The organism is Rickettsia endosymbiont of Lasioglossum villosulum, from assembly GCF_964026455.1.
Lineage (GTDB): Bacteria > Pseudomonadota > Alphaproteobacteria > Rickettsiales > Rickettsiaceae > Rickettsia.
Genome location: NZ_OZ032152.1, coordinates 342,655 through 367,216, shown reverse-complemented (window position 1 = coordinate 367,216; position 24,562 = coordinate 342,655). Strand labels below are relative to the sequence as shown.

Genomic DNA, 24,562 nt, shown 5'->3' with positions numbered 1-24,562 from the left:
GTTAATTTATGGTTGCCATCTACTATATCTAGCATTTGACGATTTAGATGATTTTTGGCTTATTTTGTTACTTTCTTGCCAAGAAAAAAGCTTAACATTTCTCGGCACTTCATTTACTAAATGATGCAGCCATGCATGCCAACTTGGCGAAATTTTTGTTGGTTCGTTAGCATTTTTATAAATAACAAATCTTTTAGGACGCCCTAAATAGTCAAGCTTCTTACTTTCGTAATATTGGTTTAGTAACTCATCTTCTCCTACTTTTTTATGAAAAAAAGTAATAAAAAACTTATTTATCCACGACATTTTAAAATTTCTATAGCAGTTTGTCTTCCTTGTACTGCAAGTTTATCAGCAGCAATATTACCGCTATTACTTGCATGTCCTTTTACCCATTTCCAAATGATAGTATGTTTGCTTAATTCTTCGTACAAATTTTGCCATAAATCAGCATTTTTAACGGGTTCATTGTTGCTTTTACACCAGTTGTTTTTTATCCAATTATGGATCCAAACGGTAATACCTTGTTGTAAATATTTACTATCAGTATAAATTTCCACATGACAAGGTTTTTTTAGAATTTTTAGTGCTTCAAGAGCTGCTGTAATTTCCATACGGTTATTAGTAGTCTCAAGCTCATGTCCAAATATTTCCTTATTCACCTCATTAAATTGAAGTAACGCTCCCCACCCTCCTGGACCTGGATTACCAGAACATGCACCATCGGTATATATAACTACTTTCGATATATCTTCTTTCAATATTTTAACTAGGTTTAATAGGTTTAGACTTAGAAGAGTTACGGAATTTATCTAGCATAATAACATTTTTTGACAATAAAGCTTCATCAATTTTATCATTATTTTCTTCTTCCAAAATTTGCTTTTCTATTTTCAATATTTCAGCTGTATTATTATTTTGGATATTTAATTGCTGATTAAAAGTAAAACTATAACTATTGCTTGAATCAACAAAACTAATAAGAGCATCAAATGGTATATAAATTGTTTCCTTAATGCCGCTAAAACTTAACATTACAGAAAATCCGGTATCTTTTACTATTATATTCTCAAATTGATTCTGAAGTACTATCGTTATTTCTTTTGGGTATGCTTGTCTAACTTTTAAAGGCAAAATGACAGCTGGATGATCGGTCTTATATGATATATATATTAATTGGTCCCAATATAAATTTTCATGCTGAATCCTTGCCAAAACCTTTTTTACAAATTCCAACATAGATTCATTTAAAAATTTTTTATATTCGATATTCATATATAAAAGAACTAAATAATAGTAAGTAAGTAGACGAAGTTTTATTTGGAAAAGAGCAAGGCGTTTTGAAGCTTTTAACCGCAGCGTATACTTAATACGTGAGGATTAAAAGCAAAAAACAACGACGCCAATTTTTCAAATTAAACGAGTATACATGAGGGTTTTTCTGTTGCCCGGTAAACCCCCAAACCGCGCAGGTTTATGCTACAGCTAAAGCTGGAGTACCTGCAGAACGATAGTTATCGTTTGCGTTTCTTTGTTTTGACCCGTAAGGCAAAAGCCTGCGGCGGAATCATCCCGAGTAAAAGCAATTTTTTTATTAGGCACGTCGATCCTATTTCGCCCCCTCAAAATACTACTTATCTTTTAAAAATTGCTCTTTCATTTTATCAGGGATTCGTGATGCTCACGTATTAAGTATACGCTCCGCTCACTCACCCATCAAAATAAAATTCAATTTTTAAAATACAAGCAGTATTTGCATCATATTGTTATACGAAGATCAATTTCAAAAAGAGCAAGGCGTCCACAAGACGAGGAACGGAGCGTATACTTAATACGTGAGTACCGGAGTACTTGTAGGACAACGTAGCAAATTTTTGAAATTCATCGAGTATGAGTATTGGTGGAGGCGTCGGGTACTGCCCCCGAGTCCGCAACCTCTATTCTAAATTACGTTTATTACTATAGCTATATTAGCACTTACTATTATCGCTTAATTTGATTAATTTGTAAAGGTTTTATAGATTTATATTTAAAATACGCTTATAATCAATATTAGATTTTAAATTACAAACTATTTTATGCTCCCAAATCTTGGAATTATTGCTGGTAAAGGTTCATTACCTTCTTTAATAGCAGGTAATTATAGAAAACAAGGTGGTAATTGTTATATAGCTGCGATAGAGGGCGAAGCTGATATAGAGTTAATTAAAGACTTTGAGTATCAACCTCTTAAAATCGGTATGGTTGGAGCAGCTATTAAATATTTTACACAACATAACGTAAAAAATATTATTCTTATAGGAGGAGTCGATAGACCAAATTTTAAAAATTTAGCAGTGGATAAAATAGGTAGTTTATTACTTCTTAAAATAATTAGCCAAAAAATTCGTGGGGATGATAATTTATTAAGAATAGTAGCTAAATTCTTTGAGAATTATGGTTTTAAGATAATTTCAAGTAGTGAGATATATCAAAATCAACAATGTGATTCTAATATTATAACTGATACTAGCCCTACAAATTCTGATAAAAAAGATATTGAATTTGGGGTAAAATTATTAAATCATTTAAGTAAATTTGATATTGGTCAGTCGGTTATAGTTGAAGATGGTTATGTGCTTGGCATAGAAGCGGCTGAGGGAACGGATAATTTAATAGCTAGATGTGCAGACTTACGTAAAAAATCTTGCGGTGGAGTGCTTATTAAACTTTCAAAAATAGGACAAGATAATAGGCTAGATTTACCAACTATAGGCGTTAATACTATAAAAAATCTTGCTAAATATAATTACAAAGGCGTTGCAATTCAAAAAAACCAAGTAATTATAGCTGAAGAAGAGAAAACTATAAAACTCGCTAATGAACATAAAATTTTTATAACAAAATGTTAGCAATAGGTATTACCGGTAGCTATGCATCGGGCAAAACTTTTATTTTGGATTATTTAGCAGAAAAAGGATATAAGACTTTTTGTGCCGATAGATGTATAAAAGAATTATATCAAGATTCAAAGATCCAAACCGGTATTTTAAAATTATTGCCGGAGCTTGAAACTTTTAACATTGGAAAGATTAGTAATTTAATTTATAACAATGATCTCGCACGTGAGAAATTACAAAACTTTATTTATCCACTCCTAATAGATAAGCTAATTCAATTTAAACAGGAAAACATAAAATCCAAATTCGGATTTGCCGAAATACCGCTATTATACGAAGCTAAATTTGATAAATATTTTGATTTTGTCGTGACTGTGCATTGCTCTGAAGAAATAAGAATGCACAGAGCAACAACCAGATCTTCTTTTGATATGGAAATCTATAACAAGATAAAGGAAATTCAGCTTTCGCAGGAGAGTAAAATAGCAAAAGCAGATTTTGCTATAAATAGCGGCGTTGATATGTTAGAATTAGAAACTCAGATAGCAAAGTTAATAGAGGATTTGGAATGTCAAGTTTAAGAGAAATAATTTTAGATACCGAAACTACGGGACTTGATCCAAAAGGCGGTCACCGAATTGTTGAGATCGGTGCTATTGAAATGGTAAATAAGGTACTAACCGGCAGACATTTTCATTTCTATCTTAATCCAGAACGAGACATGCCATTTGAGGCTTATAGAATTCACGGCATTTCCGGCGAGTTTCTAAAAGATAAACCACTATTTCATACTATTGCAGATGATTTTTTAGAGTTTATTGCCGATAGTAAGCTCGTCATTCATAATGCACCTTTCGATGTTAAATTTCTAAATCATGAATTATCATTATTAAAAAGAGCTGAAATTAAACTCCTAGAACTTGAACATGCTATTGATACTTTAGTGATGGCTAGAAGTATGTTTCCTGGATCAAAATATAGCCTTGATGCTTTATGTAAAAGATTTAAGGTGGATAATTCCGGCAGACAACTTCATGGAGCTCTTAAAGATGCAGCTTTACTTGCTGAAGTATATGTAGAACTAACCGGCGGTAGGCAGTCAGCCTTTAAGATGCTTGATAAAGCTGCTAAGGTAAATAATTTTAGCTATAATCGCTTGGATTCTCAGGCACATAGGAATATTCCCGTTATTAAACCAACAAAAGAAGAATTACAAAAACACAAGGAATTCTTAAGCAAGATTTTAAAACCTGCTTCGTAAAGCGTCATTGCGAGGAGATGCATAGCATCGACGTGACAATCTCAGGAATTTTATACTATTGCATGAGATTGCTTCGTCAATTACTACGTAATTTCCTCGCAATGACGATTATTAACATTCCTAAAACCCAATTATGAAAACCAAACTCACCGTACTCATCACCTTTATAATACTCATCTCTTTAGGTTTTTGGCAGCTTAATCGCTTAAAAGAAAAGAAGCTATTTTTAGCATCGATGCAAGAAAATCTTACCTCCCCTGCAATCGATTTAGCTGAAATTCATGACAACTTACCTTATCAAAAAATAAAACTTAATGGGCATTTTTTACCTGATAAAGACATATATTTATATGGTAGGCGGTCAATGTCGAGTGAAAAGGATGGCTATTATTTAGTTACACCATTTAAGACCGATGAAGACAAAATTATTTTAGTAGCACGTGGTTGGTTTAGTAACCGCAATAAAAATATTATTACACAAGCAACCAATGACCAACCCCATGAGCTTATCGGCGTTACTATGACATCCGAAAAAACTCGTAGCTACTTACCTGCAAATGATATTAAAAACAACGTATGGTTGACCTTAGACTTACAAGAGGCATCTAAAGTTTTAGGATTAAATCTTAAAAATTTTTATCTCATTGAAGAGAGCAAAGATATTAGCAATCTAGATATTTTGCTACCGCTTTCAATAAATCATTTAGCAGCTATTAGAAATGATCATTTAGAATACGCTTTTACTTGGTTTGGACTCGCCGCATCTTTAGTTGTAATTTATGTAATATATAGAAAGAAAAATAACCTTTCCAAAATTTAAATTTTTACTTGCAAAAGCAAAACAAATAAATATTATGAGTATAATTTTTTGATTTTGCAGGAGTTTATGACTAATCATCTAATATCCAATCTTCTAGATTTTGATAAACAGCGGGAAGCTTATAAGTTAATTCGCCAATATAAATCGCAAATTAAAGAAAATCCTAGCTTAGCTAATTCAGATTTATATATTGAAATTGGTGATTTATATATTAAAAACGTAATGTTTGAATTTGCTTTAAAATTTTATAATAAAGCAAGATTTTTAGAAATTAATAATCTTGAAAAACAAGCTCTTATAATTCAGAAAATACAAGATTTACATGAAATACAATTTAAAATATATGTACAGAAAGCTTTGGAAAACAAATCTCTTTTTATAGAAAAAAATCTTGATATAGAAAAATGTGCAAATGATTTTAGCAATATATTTAATATCAGTTCAACTGCTTTTTTAAAAAAATATACTATTCTTAAAGAACATAGAAAGCTTTTATTACAAGAAAAAACATATCAAAATTACTTAAATATTGCTGATGATTATATGGAATTAGGAGAGTACGAAAAAGCTCTATCATACTATAATTACGCTAAATCTAAATACTCAAGTACTAATAATTATCCTCAAACAATTGATGCTACTTTAAAGATAATTATAGATAAGCAACAGCACTCACAAAAAAACATCACATAATAAATTACATACTAAACCTTGAAAAAAACAAATGAAAGCTCTAGAACCATATGCAGAAAATGATTTAGCTCTTATGGGAGTAGAATATAATTCAGATGAAGATATTGTATAATCTTTAGTTAGCGTTATAATTTTAATATTATTTTTTACATATATTTAAAATTATAACTAATGAACAATTTACAACAACAAGCTTCTGATCCTGATTATTCCGTTTGGGTGTCGGCGTCTGCTGGTACTGGTAAAACCAAAATTCTAACTGATCGGTTTTTACGCCTATTAATCAAAGGAGTAAATTTTCAAAATATATTATGCCTTACTTTTACTAACGCAGCTAGCGTAGAAATGCAGCTAAGAATTAGTAACAAACTCAAAACTTTCTCTCTTTGTGATCCCAAACAACTAGAACAAGAGCTTTTCTTAATGAGTGGTCAAAAGCCGCTTGCTTTAGAGCTTGAAAATGCAAAAAATCTATATAGTAAATTGCTTGATAATAATGAACCTTTAAACATTTATACGATCCATGCTTTTTGCCAAAAAATCCTTAAAACTTTTCCCGTAGAAGCCGGCATAACACCCGAGTTTCAGATTCTTGAAGAGACTCAATTACAAGATATCTTTCTAAAAATACGAAATGAGATTTATTTAAGCGATGAACATAATGATTTAATTAAAACTTTACTAAATCGTTTTCATGAAATAACTTTGCAGGATATTTTCAGCGAGATTATTGACCAAAAAATTAAATTCAAAAAATTATTCACTTATAAAACTATTCCGGCAGAAATACACAATAAGAGATTAGCACTATCCGAGCTAAATAATATCTATGATAAGGTAAAAAATTTATTTGCAGATTATGATTTAGAAATAGAGCCGAAAGAGTTATTTTTTACCAAAGACGGAAAAAAACGTAAAAGCCTTTTATCGAAAGAGCTAACCCAAAAATATCCTAAATTACTGTTAGAGTTAGAGAAGCTAACATCTCAGATTTATAAATTAGATGAAGAATATCGCATAGAAGAGCTAGAATATCATACTAATTTACTTTGTAAACTTGCTTATATTTTGCTAGAGAAATATGAGAAATTTAAAGAAGAAAATAACTTGCTTGATTATGATGATTTAATTTATTATACCGAAAAATTATTTGAGAATAAAGCTATACATGAGTGGTTATCGCATAAGCTTGAAAGTGAGATTAATCACATACTTGTCGACGAGGCACAAGATACAAGCCGTAATCAGTGGAACATAATCACCACTCTAATAACCGAGTTTAATAGACCTGATAGTAGCATCTTTATAGTTGGTGATGATAAGCAATCTATTTATAGTTTTCAAGGTGCTGATCTTGCGAATTTTAATTTAGTGAATGAGAAATTACAAACGAATCTCGCTAAAGCAAATAAAAAATTTAAGAAAATTACACTTGAATATTCTTATAGATCATGCGGCGAAATTTTACAATTTACTCATCAGGTTTTTAAATATATAAAAGCTCATTACCCTACTCTTTTCCTATCCGATAATCCGGTAATTTCTGCATTTCGTACACATACCGGTTCTGTAACAGTTTGGTCTTTGGTAACAAGCGAAAAGCAGGAGGAACTTTTTTGGGCATTGCCACAAGATTATGCCAATGCTCTTTCATCAGCTGATTTACTTATAGAAAAAATTATTAGCTTCATAAAGGAAAAAATAGCCAGCAAAGAAATTCTACCAGCAACCGGTAATCCTATATCCGAAAAAGATTTTATGATTTTGGTAAGAAAGCGAGATGAATTTAGCAATAATCTTATAAAAGAGCTTAACAAAGCTAACCTTAAAGTCGAGGCAAGCGATAAAGTAAACCTTAAAGAGCATTTATCGATGATGGATTTAATTTCGGTAGCTAAATTCGTACTTTTACCTTACGACGATTTAAACCTTGCAGCCTTACTTAAATCACCGATTATCGGTATTAGCGAGCAACAATTATACGAACTTCTAATGAATAAAAATGATGAAAGTTTGTGGGAAAATCTGTCCTCATATACGGATATATATAATAAACTTACTTCTTTTATTGAACTTTATCAAAATTCTACTCTTGATAATTTCTTTATCTTAGTCGCGAATACTCTAAATTTACATATCGATGATATGGTAAATGAGCTGCTAACACTAAGCAGTAATTACGCAAATGATATGGATAATTCTCTGCAAGGTTTTGTAGCTTGGTTTGAGAATAACGATATTTGGATTAAGCGTGATATGGAGCATTCCGATAAAATAAGAGTGATGACCGTACACGGTTCTAAAGGCTTGGAAGCACCAATTGTTATATTATGCGACTCCACCACCCTACCTATCAGCAGTAGTAAATTTATTTGGCATGATAATGGGGGAATAGACCATTTGGAGAACGCAGCTAATAAAGAGGAATTTATAGGAAACACGGAACGCAGCACCGCAGCATATACTTTAGTACGTGAGGATGCGAGTACCGGATTGACGCATAAATTACCTTTAGAAGCAAGTTATACAAGTGGTCGAATGTTCTTTTCTGCTAATGCTGCTGACACTCCTGAATTTCTACAAAAAATGAAAGATGCAGAAAAGCTAAAAGATCTACAAGAATATATAAGGCTACTCTACGTTGCAATGACTAGGGCTAAAGATCATTTAATTATATGTGGTTTTAGTAACAAATCAAATATCCCCGAAAACTGTTGGTATGAAATAACTAAAAATTTATTCAATTAGTAGTTGCTTTACTAAACATAATATGCTATAAGACGCACATACAACCTATAGCAGCATATTATGTGGGACTTTTTTGAAAATAAAGCAAGAATTAAGATAGATAAATTTAAGCAATTACCGCCACTACATAAAGCAGTTTTGGACGGTAATGTCTCAAATATAAGGATATATTTACATAAAAAATGCGACGTAAACGAACAAGACATCTATGGTAAAACAGCACTGCATTATGCTTATGAAAAAAGAAACCTAGATATAATAAAGATATTGCTAAAATGTCCAGGAATAAAAATATGTATAAAAAATAATGATGATTATACTCCAGTGGATTTAATTTGTTCAACTATAAGTTCATATATAACATCATCAGTAGAAAATAAAATAGATGAGGTAGACAAACTTGGTAAAACACCACATTGCGAGGATAGTTAATATTCTATAGAGGCAGTTGTTGCATAGTTTGATTTTTTCGTCATTACGAGGAGACATTGCCCGCGTGGATCGATTTTTCCCTTGTGTCATCTAGCTCACTTGTAGCGGGATTCAGCTTAAAATACTAAAATTACTAGTATTAAAAGTTGTTTTCTGGACCCCGTGGACAAGCCACGGGGTGACAGGGGGAAGTGATCTATGCAACAAAGCCCCACGTGGGCAATGCCAGCTAGGTATACAAGAATAGTTGAACACAGGCGAATCCCGAAATGTATAGTAAACTTAGTTAAATTTTATGACAGGCGTGAGGGTAGAACCTATAACAATAGACGAGACAACGAATAATTTGCTACATGCGTTCAAATCATTTTACTACAACTTCCAAAGCTTGAAATATTAAAGGTACAAATACCCTACATATTATCTTATATAATTTCAATAAAAATTTTTTGACATAATATTTTTTTCGTGTATAATTTCCATTAATAGTAACTAAAATACTAATATTTTTAAATTATAATTAATAATTATTTATTAAGGGGTGCTGAATATTATGTCTAATACAAAATCAAAAAACTTTTCTAAATTAATTTTAATTTGTGCTGCAACTACTATATTAACCGGTATAAATCTAGAAGCTCAAGCTACAGCAGAGGCGGATATTAAAAAAGCTCGTAAGCGTGTTATTAAAAAAGGTATGGACGTTGAAGCTTTTAATAATATGGCAGCAGTCGGTACTAATGCAGCATTAAAAGGAAGAAAAAATTTAAAACCTATTTTAAGAGATGAACAAGGAAAGATAATTGATGAAAAAGTAGTGGAGGCAAAGCTAAATGCTCGAAATGAAGCTGCAAAAGGTCAGAACGTATTAAGGTCTGCAGCTGAAAGAGAAGCAGAAAGAGCTGCAAGAAATATAATTATGAATACTATTAAAATAGGAGGATTTGTACCGCATGTAGCAATAAACCCAGAAATTACAGGAGCTAATGATAATTTTGATGGTATTCGCTTCTTTAAACCTATATTAAGAGAAGCTCTGAATGAAAATATAAGAAAAGAAATAGAAAGAACCTTAAATAAAGTAAAAGAAAATAATTCACCATTAACATTAGCTCGAAAAGTACAAATACTTGAAACAATAAAGGCAAATGACTGGCACTATAATAAAGATGATATAATCAATATCCCGGTAAACCCTAATAAAGTTCTTCCACCAGTTCAAGTAAAACCAATTAATGTTAATCCTACAATTGGATATAAAAGTAGCTTTACTGTAGGTGATAATTATAAAATAAAATATTTTCATGTAAGAGATAATATAATTAAAGAAATAGATGTTACTGATAAACTTATTGAAGCAGGAAGAACTTTTGAACTACAGGGGATTAGAGCATTTAGAGATAAGGACTTAACACTTGATCAACTTCGTGAAAAAGAAGTATTACTAAAAAATTTGAAAGAAGATATTAGAACAGAAGTAATAAATGGTGTCGATATAGTAAAAGCTGTTGAAAATATTCAAGTTCCACGTCACCAAGAACGTAACAATTATACTTTATATTATGATAATGTCGTTGATAAATCAGAAGAAAAAAATGAGTATAAGAAATATCTAACACAAGCAGAAATTAATGCTATAAAAGATGGAAGAGGAATGGTATTAGCTTATCAAGAGAAAGCATTAATGATTAAAAATGATATGGATCTTTTAACTCATCAATTCCAAAATGGTAACCTTACTCAACAGCAATATGATGATAAGATGGCTAACTTAGTTGTTGATAATTATGGCGAGGAATCTGAGTATATACGCTCTCCATTTAAACCACAACCTGGTGTTACACAAGTTAAATATAATATATATGAAGAAGAATTAATAAAGGATGCAAAAAGAAGAGCTGTTATTGCATATATAGATAATATGGAGAGAGCCAATCTTATAAATGATACTAGACTTACAATTGAAAGAGCAGACGGAACAATAGAAAATATCACAACGGATAAATTTGGAACAGGAATTGAAGCAAATCCGATAATTCCTGATTTATCTCCAAATCCAGTACCTGTAGCACGAGTAATAACTCGCCAAGGAAATGTAGAAGCAAAGGAGGTAATAGTTTTACCGGAAAATGAAGCCGTGCAAATACTACAAGCACAAATGGCAGAATTATTAAGAGAGAATGGGGATCTAAGGACGGTAATATTAAAATTAAGAGGACTACAGGAGCAGGGTCAAAATCAAGTTCATCTGCAAGCACAAAATCAAACTCAAGGTGAAAACCGAAGACAAGATCAAGAACAAACTGGAAGCAGTGAATCTTTTAAAGAAGCAGAAGAATTAGATAAAGAGGAAAAAGCTAAAGAAGAATTTGTTATCTTCGAGACAAAACGTGCAGAAGAAGCAAGAATTGAAGCTTTAGAAGTAGCGACAATGCAGGTAGCAGTAAAAGAAGATGAGAAAGTAGTCGCAACGATTTTTAATTCAACTCAAGACATTTATACTGTAAGCAAAGGTACTGTATCTAGCAGAATAAATAGTTTTACTGGAGTTGCTGCCGGTGATGAAGATGAAAGAGTGCTTGATAAAGGTTTTTGGATATCAGGAACTTATGGAATCAGTAAGCAAGGTACTCAAAAAGGTTTTATAGGGTATAGAGGGCATACTTCCGGTGGTACTATCGGTTTTGATATTGGATCTGATAATGATAAAGATTTAGTCGGTATCGCTTATACTAGACTAGATTCAAAGTTTAAATCTAACGGCGGTAAATTAAATACTAATGTCGATAGTCATATCATAGCTTTATATGGTCAAAAAGAGTTGCCAAAAAACTTTATGATCCAAGGTATGTTTGCTTATAACCATAATATTGTAAAGAGTAAGATCAACCGCTTAGGCACTATTGCAAACGGTAAATATAAGAATAATAATTATAATTTTGAAAGTTTATTAAGTTATAATTATCTTATCGGCAATAAAGTGAGCTTCACTCCAAATATCGGGATAAGATATGGTTATATTAAAGATGGTACTTATCAAGAAAGCGGAGCTGGTATTCAGCATTTAAGTATTGCCTCTAAAAAGCAAAATATATGGTCTAGTATTGTAGGCGGTAATGTATCGTTAGCTCCACAGAAAATAGGAGCAGTAAGCATTACACCAACAATTATGGCTTCTGTAGAGAATTATTTTAACAACAAAAATAACAAACTTGAGGCTAAAATAAAATGGAGAGATAGAGAAGTTACTGAAATTGTTGCATTACCAAAACAACCTAAAATTGGCTACAATATCGGTGCTAATATTTTAGCTGAAAAAGGTAATATAAGTGTATTAGTCGAGTATAATTGTCACTTACAAAAGAAGTATAAAAGCCACCAAGGTTTTGTTAAATTAAAAGTTAAGTTGTAGGTTTAACTCTCTCACAAGCTTTGTGTATAGTTTGAAAAAAGTGTTTTGTGTTATCCCCGCAGAGGCTTGTCCGCATGCATTGAAAAACATCCTAAGGTAGTCATGCCGTGGAGGCATTGTTGCGTGGATACCAAATCGTCTGAGCTACGCGACTGCAAGGAGCGTGGCAATCCAGAAAAAAATAATAAAAAATGTTATAAAGTTAGCATTTTTTTACTTCCTTGCTTCGTCAATTACTTCGTAATTTCCTCGCAATGACGACTCTCAATCCACACAACAATGCACCCCGTGGCTTGGGAACTAGGTCCAGCTAAAAAATACTAATATTATTAGTATAAAAAGTTGTTTTTCTGGATACCGTGGTCAAGCCACGGTATGACACCGAACACGTGTTTTGATCTACGCAACAATGCCACCACGGAATCTAAAAAACAACTAAAAATATCAACAATATTGACATTTTTAACTGGACCTCGTGAATAAATCACGGGGTGACAGGAGTGGGGGTGAGCCATGTAATAATGTCAGTTTTCTCTCACAATGACGTTAAATTTTCAACAACATGCTATTGCTTGTGGGATATAATTATTTCCTAAAAGAGCATTATCATAACCATAATATTGGTGCGGCTCTATGTAATATGGAATAGGGGCATTTTCAATTTTCATGCTTTTTTCTATAGCCCACTGTTCTTGACAAAATTCATCAAAAAGTGCATTTTGAATTTCTATATCATTTTCTATAGCTACCTGCTCCTGATAAAATTCAGCCATTCCTTGCTGTACTCGATTTATTCCATCATATACCGCTTTCAGCATCATTAGATTTACTAGCGGGTTTATAGTATTATTTGGAATAGCAATAGCCGGTTCTGCTGGAATTTCTATGATATCATCAGAGCCAGTAGTAACCTCAACTTCTTCAGATTCTAGGATAATAGGCGGTTGACTACATGGTAAAGATACCGGGTTGTTATCTTTTATTTTGACTGCTTCGGTATTAACCAACTCAACTTTTTCTTCAAATTCTTTAAAATCTACTTCAGGAAAAAGTTTTTTTACATCTTCCGTTTCCATTGTTTCACCATTCTTACCTGCCATATATATTGCAGAAACAATTTTCTTATAAATGATTTCGACTAATTCTTGTTTCTCTACCATTTCCTCAGAATGCTTTACTCCCCCATTATCCCAGAAATTTATAAGTTTTGAAGCGAATGGTACATATTTTTTAACTTTTATTATAAAATTTTGTAACAATGAAAATTTAGGCTGCTCTATTAATTCAGGCTTTTCTTCATATTTTTTTAATATATATTCAACAATTTTCGGGATATTGTCATCAGTTTCTTTACATGAACCTTCTTTTATTTTCTTTTCAATGCTTTTATTTATTTTTTTTAAAAGAGTATTACCAATGTTTAAATATGTAAGTGAAACAGTATCTAATGTAACAAATTTTATAGCTTGAATAGCTATTATAAATGGTAAAGAAATGAATTTTAATGTGTATTTAAGAATATTATATCTTGTTGGATGAGGTGTAAGATCATAAACATTATGAAATTCTTTTATTTCTTTATATCTATTTTCAATGTGTAAAAAGGTTTTAGCTTCTAGACTCAGCATTAAATTACTTAATTTTAATTATTACTAGGCAAAAAATATAAAAAACGTTAAATTATGTCAATTAGTTTTTAATTTGGTTTCTCTATAGGCAATTAATACTTGCAAAGTTTCATAAGATAAATAGAATTATCTAGGAAAATGTTAATAAGGAAAAATAAATATGCTACATGTAAAATTTACTGAGGAAGAATCATTAAATACTCAAGCATTAATAGTGTTTATTGATGACAAATTAAAACTTGATAGTGAACTAATAAACCTTGACCAACAACATCATGGTTTGATCTCCAAGACTATTGCCAATAAATTACAATTTACTGGTAAATATGGGCAGATCAAAATTATTCCTTCTGTTGTTAAGTCAGGGGAAGTAAAATATTTAGTATTAGCAGGGCTTGGAAGTGAAGAAAAACTAACTGAGGTTAAGATTGAAGAATTAGCGGGTAAAATCCTACAAAATGCTACTAATGCTAAAATCGCTACTATTGGCTTAAAAATTAAGAATAGAATAAGCAGCTTTACATCATCGCTTGTTGCATCTTTAATTGCTAGTGGTGCGTTACTTGCTTCCTACAGATTCGATAAATATAGAACTACTTTAAAAGAAGCAGATAAGTTTGTTGTAGAATCATTTGAAATCTCTACAGATAATAACGTAGAAGCAGCAAAGTTGTTTGAAGTTAAAAAATTAATTGCTGAAGGGGTCTTTTTCACAAGAGATATTAGTAATGAACCATCAAATATTAAAACTCCACAAATATATGCTGAAAGAATAGCAGAAACACTAGAAGAATTAAATGTCGATGTTTCTATTCTTGGTGAAAGAGAAATGAAAAATCTTGGCATGGGTGCTCTTCTTGGAGTTGGTCAAGGTTCACAAAATGAATCAAAGCTAGTGGTAATGGAATATCAAGGTGCAAGCAAAGAGGCTCCTTATATTGCTCTAGTCGGAAAAGGAGTTATTTTTGATACAGGAGGTATATCTCTAAAACCATCAAATAATATGCATTTAATGAGATATGACATGTGTGGTTCTGCCGCAGTAGTTGGTACTATGATTGCGGTTGCTAGTCAAGAATTGCCGGTAAATATCGTAGGTGTTGTAGGGCTCGTTGAAAATATGCCATCAGGTAATGCACAGCGTCCTGGGGATGTTGTAACTACTATGTCAGGTCAAACTGCTGAAGTTTTAAATACCGATGCAGAGGGGCGTTTAGTTCTTGCTGATGCTGTTTGGTATGCACAAGAAAAATTCAAACCTAAATGCGTGATTGACGTTGCGACGTTAACCGGTGCTATAGTCGTTTCTTTAGGTCCTACATATGCTGGTTGTTTTTCTAATAATGATGAGCTTGCTGATAAGCTAATAAAAGCTGGTGAAGAAGTAAATGAAAAATTATGGAGAATGCCGCTTCATGAAGATTATGATGCAATGATTAACTCCGACATAGCTGATATGGCAAATATCGGTAATGTGCCAGGAGCTGCTGGAAGTTCTACCGCTGCTCATTTTATCAAACGTTTTATTCAAGAAGGGGTAGAATGGGCACATTTAGATATAGCAGGCGTTGCAAATAGCAATAAACCCTCATCGCTTGGCCCGAAGGGTGCTGTAGGTTATGGTGTAAGGCTACTTGAGAAATTTATAAAGGAAAATTATGAGCAGTAAGCCTTATATATTTGTTATAGGTAATGAAAAAGGTGGGGCAGGTAAAACAACCTGCTCTATCCATTTAATAGTGGCACTACTTTATCAAAAATATTCAGTTGTAAGTATTGATACTGATTCTCGCCAAAGCTCTTTAACTAATTACCTAAAAAATCGAGATTTGTATAATGAGCAAAACCCTGACAAACCGGTATTAGTACCAAAGCATTTCCATGTCAAAGAAAGTTCTGAAGAAGAGCAAGCAAATAGTTTTGAGCAGATATTAAAGGATAATATGGATGCTGATTATATAGTAATCGATACGCCTGGTAGCCATACTGCTTTATCAAGGCTTGCTCATTCTTATGCTGACACCATTATTACGCCGATAAATGATAGCTTTTTAGATTTAGACGTAATAGCAAAAGTTGACAATAAAGATGAAATTATCAGCCCCTCAATCTATAGCCAAATGATATGGGAACAGAAAATGCAGCGTGCTAGTCGTGATAGAGGGAGTATAGATTGGATAATTTTGCGTAATCGTTTAAGTAACCTTGATGCTCTAAATAAAAGACGTGTTAGTAACGTATTGAACAAGCTTGCTAAAAGAATCAATTTTAAACTCGCTGATGGTTTTAGTGAACGTGTAATATATAGAGAGTTATTTCTGCAAGGTTTAACTCTACTTGATTTAAAAGTCGCAAATTATGACCGAGCATTTAACAGCTCACATATAGTTGCTCGTCAGGAACTAAAAAATTTCTTAAAATTCCTAAATATTACTTTTGTATCCTAGGCTCTGTGAAGATTTCTAAAAAGATTTAATTTTGACTCTTTTTTGCTGCAAATTACAAGATTTTTTTGAAATATGAATAACTATTCCGTCAAAAATCTTATTAATTTTCGCTAAAAAATAGTTCAAAACTCAAAATCAATTAGAACCTTTCACAGAACCTAGATAATTTTATTGCAGGATTTAGCTATTTTGATTATAGTGAGTTGATTTAAAAAACAAAGATAAAATGCATAAATATAGAACTCATAATTGTAATGAATTAAAAATTTCCGATGTTGGGACTGAAGTAAAACTGTCTGGTTGGGTACATAGAAGAAGAGATCATGGCAATCTAGTTTTTGTAGATTTACGTGATCATTATGGCATAACACAAATCGTGTTTACCGACCAAAATCCGCAGCTTATGGACGATGCTAGCCGTTTACGTTATGAGTCAGTTGTAACAGTAGTTGGGAAAGTAGTAGCAAGATCAGAAGAGACTATTAATAACACACTTCCTACCGGTCATATAGAAGTTTTAGCTGGTGAGTTTATTGTTGAATCAGCTGCTGATACTCTGCCGTTTGTGATTAATACGGAAAAAGACGCACCTGAAGACTCAAGGCTTAAACATCGCTTTTTAGATTTAAGACGTGAGAAGTTGCATAATAATATAATGCTACGTTCACAAATTATTTCTTATATTCATCATTTAATGATTGCAAGAGGCTTTACCGAATTTCAAACACCAATTCTTACCGCTAGCTCACCTGAGGGAGCAAGGGATTTCTTAGTCCCAAGTAGATTACATCCAGGCAAGTTTTATGCATTACCGCAAGCACCACAACAATTTAAGCAGCTATTGATGGTATCGGGATTTGATCGCTATTTCCAAATCGCTCCATGTTTTCGTGATGAAGACGCAAGAGCAGATAGGTCACCAGGCGAGTTTTATCAGCTAGATATCGAAATGTCGTTTGTTACGCAAGAAGATATATTCACCACAATCGAGCCTATAATGTATGAGCTATTTACTAAATTTACAGATAAGAAAGTATCAGAAGCACCATTTATCCGCATTCCATATAATGAGTCTATGTTAAAATACGGCTCTGATAAGCCTGATTTACGTAACCCTATTATTATTGCCGATGTAACGGAAATTTTTAGAGATTCAGACTTTGCTATTTTTAGGGAAAATATCAAGAAAGGTAGTATTGTCCGAGCAATTCCTGCACCAAGTGCTGCAAGTCAGCCTCGTAGTTTCTTCGATAAAATGATAGAATTCGCAATATCGGAGGGAGCTGGAGGACTTGGCTATATTCAGTTTAGCGAAAGCGGGGAAGCAAAAGGACCAGTTGCAAAATTCTTAAGCACTCAGCAGTTAGAAGATTTGAAGGCTACTGCTAATATTAGCAATGGAGATGCGGTATTTTTTGCTAGCGATAAGAAAGATAAAGCTGCTAAACTTGCCGGTAAGGTAAGAATTAAACTTGCTGATGAGCTAGATTTACTTGAAAAAGATTGCTTTAAATTCTGCTGGATTACCGATTTTCCATTTTATGAGCTAAACGAAGAAACCGGTAAAATTGATTTTAGCCATAATCCGTTTTCTATGCCTCAGGGTGGGTTAGAAGCTCTTGAGAACGCAAAAACAACCGAAGAGTTGCTAGAGCTTACCGCATATCAGTATGATATTGTTTGTAATGGCATAGAGCTTTCTAGCGGTGCTGTTAGAAATCATAAGCCTGAGATAACGTATAAGGCATTTGCTATAGCTGGTTATAGTGAAGAAGAAGTGGATAAACGATTTGGCGGTATGATTAGAGCGTTTAAATTTGGAGCTCCTCCACACGGCGGCATAGCTCCAGGTATAGACCGAATCGTTATGTTACTTGCGGAAGCTACTAATATAAGGGAGATAATCGCTTTTCCATTAAATCAGCAAGCCGAAGATTTATTAATGAACGCTCCGAATTACGTAGAAGATAAGGCGTTAAAAGAACTAAGTGTCATGCTATCCCCATCTGCTAGAAAGAATGCGGAGAAAGAGTAGGGATTTATAGTTATTACCGCATCAATAGCACTATAGTACCGGGCAGTTATTATCCTATGTCATTCCCGCGTAGGCACAGTAGTGTCCGGAGAAAATTGGAGTATTATTAAAACTGTCATTGCGAGCGGTCGTAGACCGCGTGGCAATCCAGAAAAATAGTAAAAAATAACTAATTTTAGCATTTTTTAGCTGGATTGCTTCGTCAATTACTTCGTAATTTCCTTAGCTCAGACGGAAAAACCGATCCACGTAACAATACCATCTTACTGTTGAAAATTCATAGATTATTCGAGGTTACTTAACATTATTTTAGCGGCTTTTATGCCTGCTTCTTTTGAGGTTTTTGGGCTAGATATTTCTGTATGGGAAACTATTTTACTACCATCGAGATTACCAAGCATAAAATCGGTTTGTATATCACCATTATCTAAATATTTCGAATAAGCACCTATAGGCGTGCGGCAATTTGCATCTAAATATTCTAAAAGTGCTCTTTCCGGCTTTACCAATTCAAAAGTCGGTAGGTGGTTAATTTGTTTGCATATCTCAATCATAGCATGATCATCTTTTCGTATTTCAATCGCAATAACACCTTGCCCTATACATGGCAACATCTGCGAATGCTCTATCAAATGACAATATTCCGGATTAAATGCATTAAGCCTTTTTAAGCCGGCATATGCAAGTATGGTTGCGTCGACTTCCTTATTAATTAGCTTATTGATTCTTGAGTCAACATTACCCCTAAACACTATTATTTCTAAATCCGGTCTTATTCTTTGTACACATAATTTTCGGCGTACCGAAGAAGTCCCTATTACGGCATTTTTTGGCAGTTCTTCGATGGATTTATGTGTTAGACAAACAAACACATCTCTTGAATCTTCCCGCTCTAAAACAGCTGCAATACTCAAATCTTCAGGTATTATTCCTGGAACATCTTTCAAAGAATGAACAGCCAAATCAACCTTTTTATCAAGCAAAGCCTGCTCTATTTCTTTCAAGAATAAAGCCTTACCGCCTATATCATATAAAGGTTTATTTTGGATCAAATCACCGCTAGTAGTAATTTCTACTATCTCACAATTAATATTAGGAAAATGCTTTTTGATTTGCTCAATAACTAGGTTAGTTTGTGTTAAAGCGAGTTTACTTTTTCTAGTCCCTATTCTAATGGTTTGTATCATATATTAATCTTCTAAGGCAAAAGGACTAGAGAAACTTAAGTAATTACCGCTTATAACTACTTCATGATTCATAATAACCGGTTGGTTTACTGCTCCATGCCCTATTCCTTCAGCTCTATAAGTCTCAATATTTGGAATTAATTTAAACAGAAGCTTTTTATAGCTAATTCTGTATTTTCATCCCCGCTAGTAAAATCACCAAAAATTATCGCCTCTATTCCATCAAATATACCAGCATTTTTTAGTTGTACTAGATTACGATGAATTGCATAACCTTTTTCGTTGATGTCTTCGAGTAGCAATATATTGTTTGTTTTTAGATTAATAGAAGTGCCAATTAGCTTGCTAAAAACCGTTAAATTACCGCCTAGTATTTTTCCCTCTATAGGATTGTCATTAATTTTATTTATTGGCGAAAGAGCAATTTTACTATCTTCACCTTTTAAAACATTTAGGATAGAATTAATATCTTGATTTACAGGCGGCAAAAAAGAAGTTAGCACTGAGCCGTGAATAGTTGGAATATCATAATGACCATTTAAAAGTAGATGCAGTGCTGTAATATCGCTATAACCTATCAGGATTTTATCACCTTTCTTCTCTATGTTAAAACAATCTTCTACAATCTCACTACAACCATATCCACCACGAAAAGCCCAGATTATTCTAACTTGCTCGTTTTCCATCGCCTCTTTAAACATTCTCAGCCTTTCAGCCTTCGGAGCAGCAAAAAATGGTAGCTCATCCCCCATAAATATTTTATCATCTACTAAGGTCTTAAATCCTTGTGAATTCAGCATTTCAATTGATTTAGCTAACCTATCTTGTGCATCAGGACAGCTTGATGCCGGTGCTATAATTGAGACAAAATCTTGTTGTTTATTAAAAATAATTTTTTTCATGTTTTTTATGCCGTTCCTAGCTCTGATGTATATCCTATAATTTTTAAACCTCTATCTCCATATAAACATTCCTCTTCATTAAAAAAATGATTTTCTTCTTCAAACTCCTTTGCAACTGTTTCAGCATCACTATAGGCTTCATCAGTAATAACATTAATAATTAAATTAACTTCATTATCCTTTAATAATTTAGCTCCTTTATTAGTTTCTAGTATTTTATTTACTTGCTTTTTATGAACATCATTCATAGCAGTATTTTTCTTAATATATAACCTACCTGCTACTAAGTCTAAAGCTTGCGTGATTTGGCTTGAAGATTCCCCGCCAATAACTACTATGCTTTTTTCATTTTCTATGGCTGCACCTAAATATCCTTTGAATACACTTGGCTTTCCAAATACAAAATTCTCAAATTTTACTTTTTCCTCTGCTTCATTACCTAATATACTTTCTACTCCTTTTAAAAAAGCTTTACTAACTAAATCAATATCACTATTTTTTTCATGTACTGGAAGTTTTACTTTATCAGGAAAAGCCTTAGGATCATATTGACCGGTTCTAGGTCCATTTGTCACTAAAAGCATCATATTTTTTAATTTTACAATTTGAGCTAATTGCTCACCCAATTTATAAGCTTCTTCTTGGGTATAAAATTTTATTTTTCCATTTGAATCAGGAGCATCACCTGATAGACAGGTAAATATATAGCCGTTAGAAGAATCAGGAATTAACTTTTTATCAGCTAAATCTTTATACTCCTTTATACAATCCTCTTTTGTAAGAGTATGAGGTATGCCTGTAGTTTCTATTAACTTAACCTTTGCTTCTTGAATTTGTTTAATTTGCTTTTGATTTAAAGCATAGGATGGTAACACTATATTATCTAGAATCTTTAAATTTTCTGTTACTTCATTTATTAATTGATGACCACTCCAAATAAATTTACTAGTGCCTTTGTTAGAGTTTAAAATAGTAAATGCTTTAATACCATCAAGCCCTGCACCTATAATAATTACCTGATTTGGATATTTTTCTATCTGATTAGGATCTAGCTTATCGATTTCCAAATTAACTATATCAATCTGTAAGTTTTCCTTTTGATATTGTTGTTTTAAAGCCTCAGTAATTGCTAAAACATTATCGTTATCACCTTTATATTGCGTGCTAAGTAATGCTATAAGTAAAATTGTTTTCATATACTTATTATTTTGTTATTGTTTCATTGTCATCCCGTGGCTTGGGAACTAGAGCCAGTTAAAAATACGTTAGTATTTTTTATTGTTTTTTTGGATACCGCTACAAGCTCGCGGTATGACATTAAAGGGGCATAGTAAAAACAAAAGTCGTCTTCCCTTGCTCATCATTTTCTGCCCAGATTTTTCCGCCATGCAGCTCTATTACCTTTTTACACAAAGCAAGCCCCATTCCTCTACCACCTGCAGGTGAGCGGGTTTTCGAGCTTACGACGAACACACCGAATATAGTTTGTAGTTCCTCTTTTGGAACGCCTATTCCATCATCTTTAATAGTAAATAAAATATTATTTTCTTGCTTTTGTAAATCAATTTTTATTATGCCGTCATTACAATAGCTAATAGCGTTAATTATCAAATTATCGAATGTATGGCTAATATAATGAGGATCGCATTTAAGCACTATATTTTCTTCAATTTCAGCTATAAATTCTAACTTCTTATTGTTCAAATATAATTTCTTACATATTTTTATTCGCTCATGCAATAGCTCGCTTAAATTTATGCTTTCTTTTTTTAACTCATAACCAAGACTAGATAGTTTTGAGAAATCTAAAATATTGCCTATCAAACTATTTAACCTACTAGAGCTTTTAGCTATTATCTCTACTGCATTACGACGTTGATCATCACTAAATCTATCGTAATTAGCCCATAAAGTTTCACCAAGGCTAATAATACCGGTTAGCGGCGTATTTATTTCATGGTTTATATTACGTAAAAATTCATGTTTTAAATCAAGTAATTTTTCAAGTTCCTGCTCTCTAAAACTAACCCTATCCCCTAAATGAGTATTTTTTAGGTTAATTAATCTTTCCTGCTCTTGCCTTGGTCTTAAGAAAACGATTAACAACCCACTGAATAAAGTAAGGAAATATATCACTTTGAACTGGAAGCTATCTATATTAATTAACAGCTTCTCATCCATAAAATATTTATAAAACTCTATGCTAGCAAATACGCCAATAATAGTCATAAGTAAAGTAGTATGCCATCTAAACAATGTCGCAATTATTAGTAGGTTAATTATTGAACTCATCAATTGTAATTGATAGAAGTTGCTTGATAAAACAAGCAAACTACTAAAAAATATCAATATCCCAAAATTAGCAATAAACCAGAACAACGATATAATATATTTCTTCTGAAATCTCAAAGGCCATAACGGATAAGTGATAAGTATTGCAGAAGTTACAAGCGTACAGTGATAAATGATATTATATATATTTAGATGGTTCATTATCCTACTGTTAGGCGTAAGATATAAGGATGAAAAGATAGAGATTAAAATAAATATCCCAACATAGCTATAAGTGATTTCTTGGCGTGGTAATGTATTATTCCAATATATCAAAGGATTAAAATTCTTGATTAAGCGGAATAAACCCCAGAATCTTCTTCTTCGCTCTTGCTTTATCAGCCTTACGCTCAGCGGCTCTTTTAACGAACCAAAACCGCCTGGCTGTTTTAAAATATAATGACTACCAAGGAAAAAGAGTAAATTTATGATCGCAGCCGGCAAGATCGGATAAATTCCTATAATCTGCCTTAAAGAAAATAATTGCCATGCTATGATGGTTAATAATGCTGCTACTGTACCGATAACAAAGGTTTTAGCAGTTGATTTAAAGCCGTATATTAAGAGAATTAACGGTAAGGTAATTATAGGCAAATAGACGCTGGTGAGTAATAAGAATATATTAATTAGGTCTTTCGTATAAAGTGAGATAACGAACCCTATCAAGCCTATGATAATCGCAGTTACATAGCTATATTGCAGCGAGGTTTTTTTACAGATATCATTAATAAAGCTTACTGTTGCAACGTTAATATAAGAGTTAGTGCTTGAGATTATCATTGCCATAATAACGCCAACTATTAAGCCTTTAAATCCTATATAGCTTTTAGTAATCTGAGAAAATAATTGACTACTATCGACAGCATTTTGGGAAAGCAATAATATCGCAATCCAAATGAATAAGACAGATAAACAAAGGCAAATAATTGCTGAAATAAAAAAGGTTCTTGATATCTGGTGTATATCCTTTGCCATCAATATTCTTTGAAAAATTGAAGGACCAAGTGAGGGAATGGCAAAATATATAAAGATATTTAGGGATATCCAAAATTTAGGGTTCGTATAATTAAATACCATACCTAAATCGGTAAGACGATGCTGCACATTTGAGTCGATAGAAATAATAGGATCACTAAAAACATTCCACACTATAATCCCTATTACTGGAATAACGGCACTATAGGTAAAAAACTGTACGGCTTCGGTAAAAGTAACCGATTTAACGCCGCCGAAAGCCGAATAGCTTATTATGAAAGTCGCTAAAAACAAATCTACGTAAAAATTTGAAATACCAAAAAATAACTCTAGCACTAGACTGGCTATATGAAACTGAATAGCAATCCTGCCTATAGCCATTAATATGCTAACAATAGCGGTAAGATTTCGAACTTTATTGCCGTAAGCCTCCCCCATTATTTCCGCCACTGACATACTGCCTAAAAAATGTTCGAAACGAGGAGCAAGAAAATAGGCAATTAATAGCCAACTAACAACACTACCGAGTATGCTAGGAAGCAAGTAAAACAACCCGTCAATATATATTCGTGAATTATCGATTAGGAAAGTGCTAGTGCCGATCCAAGTAGCAATTAGAGTTGCAACTATCGTACCGGTCGAGAAATTTCTTTTCCCAATCGCATATTCCCGAATATTTTTTATATTTTTAATATCCGCAAATCCAACGATTAAATTAATCGCTAAAAAACTAGTAAAAATAAGAATGTCTATATTTGGCATAGAATTAAGTTAATTTTCTATGCGATAATAATCACAAAAAGTAAAACAAA

The 24,562-nt window shown here is 32.6% G+C and carries 18 protein-coding genes, 1 other RNA gene and 1 pseudogene; 11 read left to right on the top strand and 9 right to left on the bottom strand.

Translation table 11 applies throughout. The features are described 5' to 3' along the window. Positions 1-6: 6 nt before the first annotated feature. From AAGD49_RS01765 to ssrA, 4 genes are all read right to left on the bottom strand, one after another. Positions 7-306, bottom strand: a complete 300-nt coding sequence (locus AAGD49_RS01765; protein WP_068041416.1) for an NADH-ubiquinone oxidoreductase subunit NDUFA12 family protein — start codon at positions 304-306, stop codon at positions 7-9. Continuing rightward, positions 294-761 carry a ribonuclease HI gene (rnhA, locus tag AAGD49_RS01760; protein ID WP_011477056.1) on the bottom strand — a complete coding sequence of 156 codons (468 nt, stop codon included), beginning with the start codon at positions 759-761 and terminating at the stop codon, positions 294-296. The genes AAGD49_RS01765 and rnhA overlap by 13 nt, the downstream gene beginning before the upstream one ends. 4 nt (positions 762-765) lie before the next feature. Next, complete coding sequence (locus AAGD49_RS01755) at positions 766-1,275, bottom strand: ClpXP protease specificity-enhancing factor SspB (protein ID WP_011477055.1); 510 nt, start codon at positions 1,273-1,275, stop codon at positions 766-768. A gap of 154 nt (positions 1,276-1,429) precedes the next feature. Next, positions 1,430-2,015: a transfer-messenger RNA gene (ssrA, locus tag AAGD49_RS01750) on the bottom strand. 63 nt (positions 2,016-2,078) lie between these two features. Here ssrA and AAGD49_RS01745 point away from each other — a divergent pair. The 8 genes from AAGD49_RS01745 (at position 2,079) to AAGD49_RS01710 (ending at position 12,245) form a co-directional block, all read left to right on the top strand. Beyond that, positions 2,079-2,891 carry an LpxI family protein gene (locus tag AAGD49_RS01745; RefSeq protein ID WP_341788891.1) on the top strand — a complete coding sequence of 271 codons (813 nt, stop codon included), beginning with the start codon at positions 2,079-2,081 and terminating at the stop codon, positions 2,889-2,891. Further along, entirely contained in the window at positions 2,885-3,460 is a 576-nt protein-coding gene (coaE, locus tag AAGD49_RS01740; protein WP_341788890.1) for a dephospho-CoA kinase, read from the top strand. The genes AAGD49_RS01745 and coaE overlap by 7 nt, the downstream gene beginning before the upstream one ends. Next, complete coding sequence (gene dnaQ / locus AAGD49_RS01735) at positions 3,448-4,140, top strand: DNA polymerase III subunit epsilon (protein WP_341788889.1); 693 nt, start codon at positions 3,448-3,450, stop codon at positions 4,138-4,140. Before coaE ends, dnaQ begins: the two co-directional genes overlap by 13 nt. A gap of 133 nt (positions 4,141-4,273) precedes the next feature. Beyond that, positions 4,274-4,960, top strand: a complete 687-nt coding sequence (locus AAGD49_RS01730) for an SURF1 family protein (RefSeq protein ID WP_341788888.1) — start codon at positions 4,274-4,276, stop codon at positions 4,958-4,960. A gap of 66 nt (positions 4,961-5,026) precedes the next feature. After that, positions 5,027-5,653, top strand: coding sequence for a hypothetical protein (locus tag AAGD49_RS01725; protein ID WP_341788887.1), 627 nt, complete (start codon positions 5,027-5,029; stop codon positions 5,651-5,653). A gap of 171 nt (positions 5,654-5,824) precedes the next feature. Continuing rightward, positions 5,825-8,401: a UvrD-helicase domain-containing protein gene (locus tag AAGD49_RS01720; RefSeq protein ID WP_341788886.1), complete on the top strand. Its 2,577-nt coding sequence runs from the start codon at positions 5,825-5,827 to the stop codon at positions 8,399-8,401. 60 nt (positions 8,402-8,461) lie between these two features. Then, positions 8,462-8,833, top strand: coding sequence for an ankyrin repeat domain-containing protein (locus AAGD49_RS01715; protein WP_341788885.1), 372 nt, complete (start codon positions 8,462-8,464; stop codon positions 8,831-8,833). Between the two features lie 553 nt (positions 8,834-9,386). Then, positions 9,387-12,245, top strand: a complete 2,859-nt coding sequence (locus AAGD49_RS01710; RefSeq protein ID WP_341788884.1) for an autotransporter outer membrane beta-barrel domain-containing protein — start codon at positions 9,387-9,389, stop codon at positions 12,243-12,245. Between the two features lie 554 nt (positions 12,246-12,799). On the opposite strand, the gene AAGD49_RS01705 is transcribed toward AAGD49_RS01710, so the two are convergent. Beyond that, on the bottom strand, positions 12,800-13,873 hold the full coding sequence (locus AAGD49_RS01705; protein WP_341788883.1) for a hypothetical protein: 1,074 nt from the start codon (positions 13,871-13,873) through the stop codon (positions 12,800-12,802). Between the two features lie 160 nt (positions 13,874-14,033). Here AAGD49_RS01705 and AAGD49_RS01700 point away from each other — a divergent pair, with 160 nt between their 5' ends. From AAGD49_RS01700 to aspS, 3 genes are all read left to right on the top strand, one after another. Further along, complete coding sequence (locus AAGD49_RS01700; RefSeq protein WP_341788882.1) at positions 14,034-15,542, top strand: leucyl aminopeptidase; 1,509 nt, start codon at positions 14,034-14,036, stop codon at positions 15,540-15,542. Continuing rightward, positions 15,532-16,320 (top strand): division plane positioning ATPase MipZ, encoded by a 789-nt coding sequence (locus AAGD49_RS01695; RefSeq protein ID WP_341788881.1) that lies wholly within the window; start codon positions 15,532-15,534, stop codon positions 16,318-16,320. The genes AAGD49_RS01700 and AAGD49_RS01695 overlap by 11 nt, the downstream gene beginning before the upstream one ends. A 226-nt stretch (positions 16,321-16,546) precedes the next feature. After that, on the top strand, positions 16,547-18,355 hold the full coding sequence (gene aspS / locus AAGD49_RS01690) for an aspartate--tRNA ligase (RefSeq protein WP_341788880.1): 1,809 nt from the start codon (positions 16,547-16,549) through the stop codon (positions 18,353-18,355). A 284-nt stretch (positions 18,356-18,639) separates the two neighbouring features. On the opposite strand, the gene hemC is transcribed toward aspS, so the two are convergent. The 4 genes and pseudogenes from hemC to AAGD49_RS01670 form a co-directional block, all read right to left on the bottom strand. Then, complete coding sequence (hemC, locus tag AAGD49_RS01685) at positions 18,640-19,542, bottom strand: hydroxymethylbilane synthase (protein WP_341788879.1); 903 nt, start codon at positions 19,540-19,542, stop codon at positions 18,640-18,642. Positions 19,543-19,545: 3 nt separating this feature from the next. Beyond that, a pseudogene (locus AAGD49_RS01680) lies at positions 19,546-20,444 on the bottom strand (LD-carboxypeptidase). 5 nt (positions 20,445-20,449) lie between these two features. Continuing rightward, entirely contained in the window at positions 20,450-21,640 is a 1,191-nt protein-coding gene (locus tag AAGD49_RS01675; RefSeq protein WP_341788878.1) for a hypothetical protein, read from the bottom strand. A 121-nt stretch (positions 21,641-21,761) separates the two neighbouring features. Continuing rightward, positions 21,762-24,512 carry a sodium:solute symporter family transporter gene (locus tag AAGD49_RS01670; protein WP_341788877.1) on the bottom strand — a complete coding sequence of 917 codons (2,751 nt, stop codon included), beginning with the start codon at positions 24,510-24,512 and terminating at the stop codon, positions 21,762-21,764. Positions 24,513-24,562: the final 50 nt, after the last annotated feature.

Excerpts from the sequence above, each read along its gene's own strand:
- AAGD49_RS01765 (WP_068041416.1), bottom strand. The coding sequence starts at position 306 with ATGTCGTGGATAAATAAGTTTTTTATTACTTTTTTTCATAAAAAAGTA.
- AAGD49_RS01755 (WP_011477055.1), bottom strand. The coding sequence starts at position 1,275 with ATGAATATCGAATATAAAAAATTTTTAAATGAATCTATGTTGGAATTT.
- AAGD49_RS01745 (WP_341788891.1), top strand. The coding sequence starts at position 2,079 with ATGCTCCCAAATCTTGGAATTATTGCTGGTAAAGGTTCATTACCTTCT.
- coaE (WP_341788890.1), top strand. The coding sequence starts at position 2,885 with ATGTTAGCAATAGGTATTACCGGTAGCTATGCATCGGGCAAAACTTTT.
- dnaQ (WP_341788889.1), top strand. The coding sequence starts at position 3,448 with ATGTCAAGTTTAAGAGAAATAATTTTAGATACCGAAACTACGGGACTT.
- AAGD49_RS01730 (WP_341788888.1), top strand. The coding sequence starts at position 4,274 with ATGAAAACCAAACTCACCGTACTCATCACCTTTATAATACTCATCTCT.
- AAGD49_RS01725 (WP_341788887.1), top strand. The coding sequence starts at position 5,027 with ATGACTAATCATCTAATATCCAATCTTCTAGATTTTGATAAACAGCGG.
- AAGD49_RS01720 (WP_341788886.1), top strand. The coding sequence starts at position 5,825 with ATGAACAATTTACAACAACAAGCTTCTGATCCTGATTATTCCGTTTGG.
- AAGD49_RS01715 (WP_341788885.1), top strand. The coding sequence starts at position 8,462 with ATGTGGGACTTTTTTGAAAATAAAGCAAGAATTAAGATAGATAAATTT.
- AAGD49_RS01710 (WP_341788884.1), top strand. The coding sequence starts at position 9,387 with ATGTCTAATACAAAATCAAAAAACTTTTCTAAATTAATTTTAATTTGT.
- AAGD49_RS01705 (WP_341788883.1), bottom strand. The coding sequence starts at position 13,873 with ATGCTGAGTCTAGAAGCTAAAACCTTTTTACACATTGAAAATAGATAT.
- AAGD49_RS01700 (WP_341788882.1), top strand. The coding sequence starts at position 14,034 with ATGCTACATGTAAAATTTACTGAGGAAGAATCATTAAATACTCAAGCA.
- AAGD49_RS01695 (WP_341788881.1), top strand. The coding sequence starts at position 15,532 with ATGAGCAGTAAGCCTTATATATTTGTTATAGGTAATGAAAAAGGTGGG.
- aspS (WP_341788880.1), top strand. The coding sequence starts at position 16,547 with ATGCATAAATATAGAACTCATAATTGTAATGAATTAAAAATTTCCGAT.
- hemC (WP_341788879.1), bottom strand. The coding sequence starts at position 19,542 with ATGATACAAACCATTAGAATAGGGACTAGAAAAAGTAAACTCGCTTTA.
- AAGD49_RS01675 (WP_341788878.1), bottom strand. The coding sequence starts at position 21,640 with ATGAAAACAATTTTACTTATAGCATTACTTAGCACGCAATATAAAGGT.
- AAGD49_RS01670 (WP_341788877.1), bottom strand. The coding sequence starts at position 24,512 with ATGCCAAATATAGACATTCTTATTTTTACTAGTTTTTTAGCGATTAAT.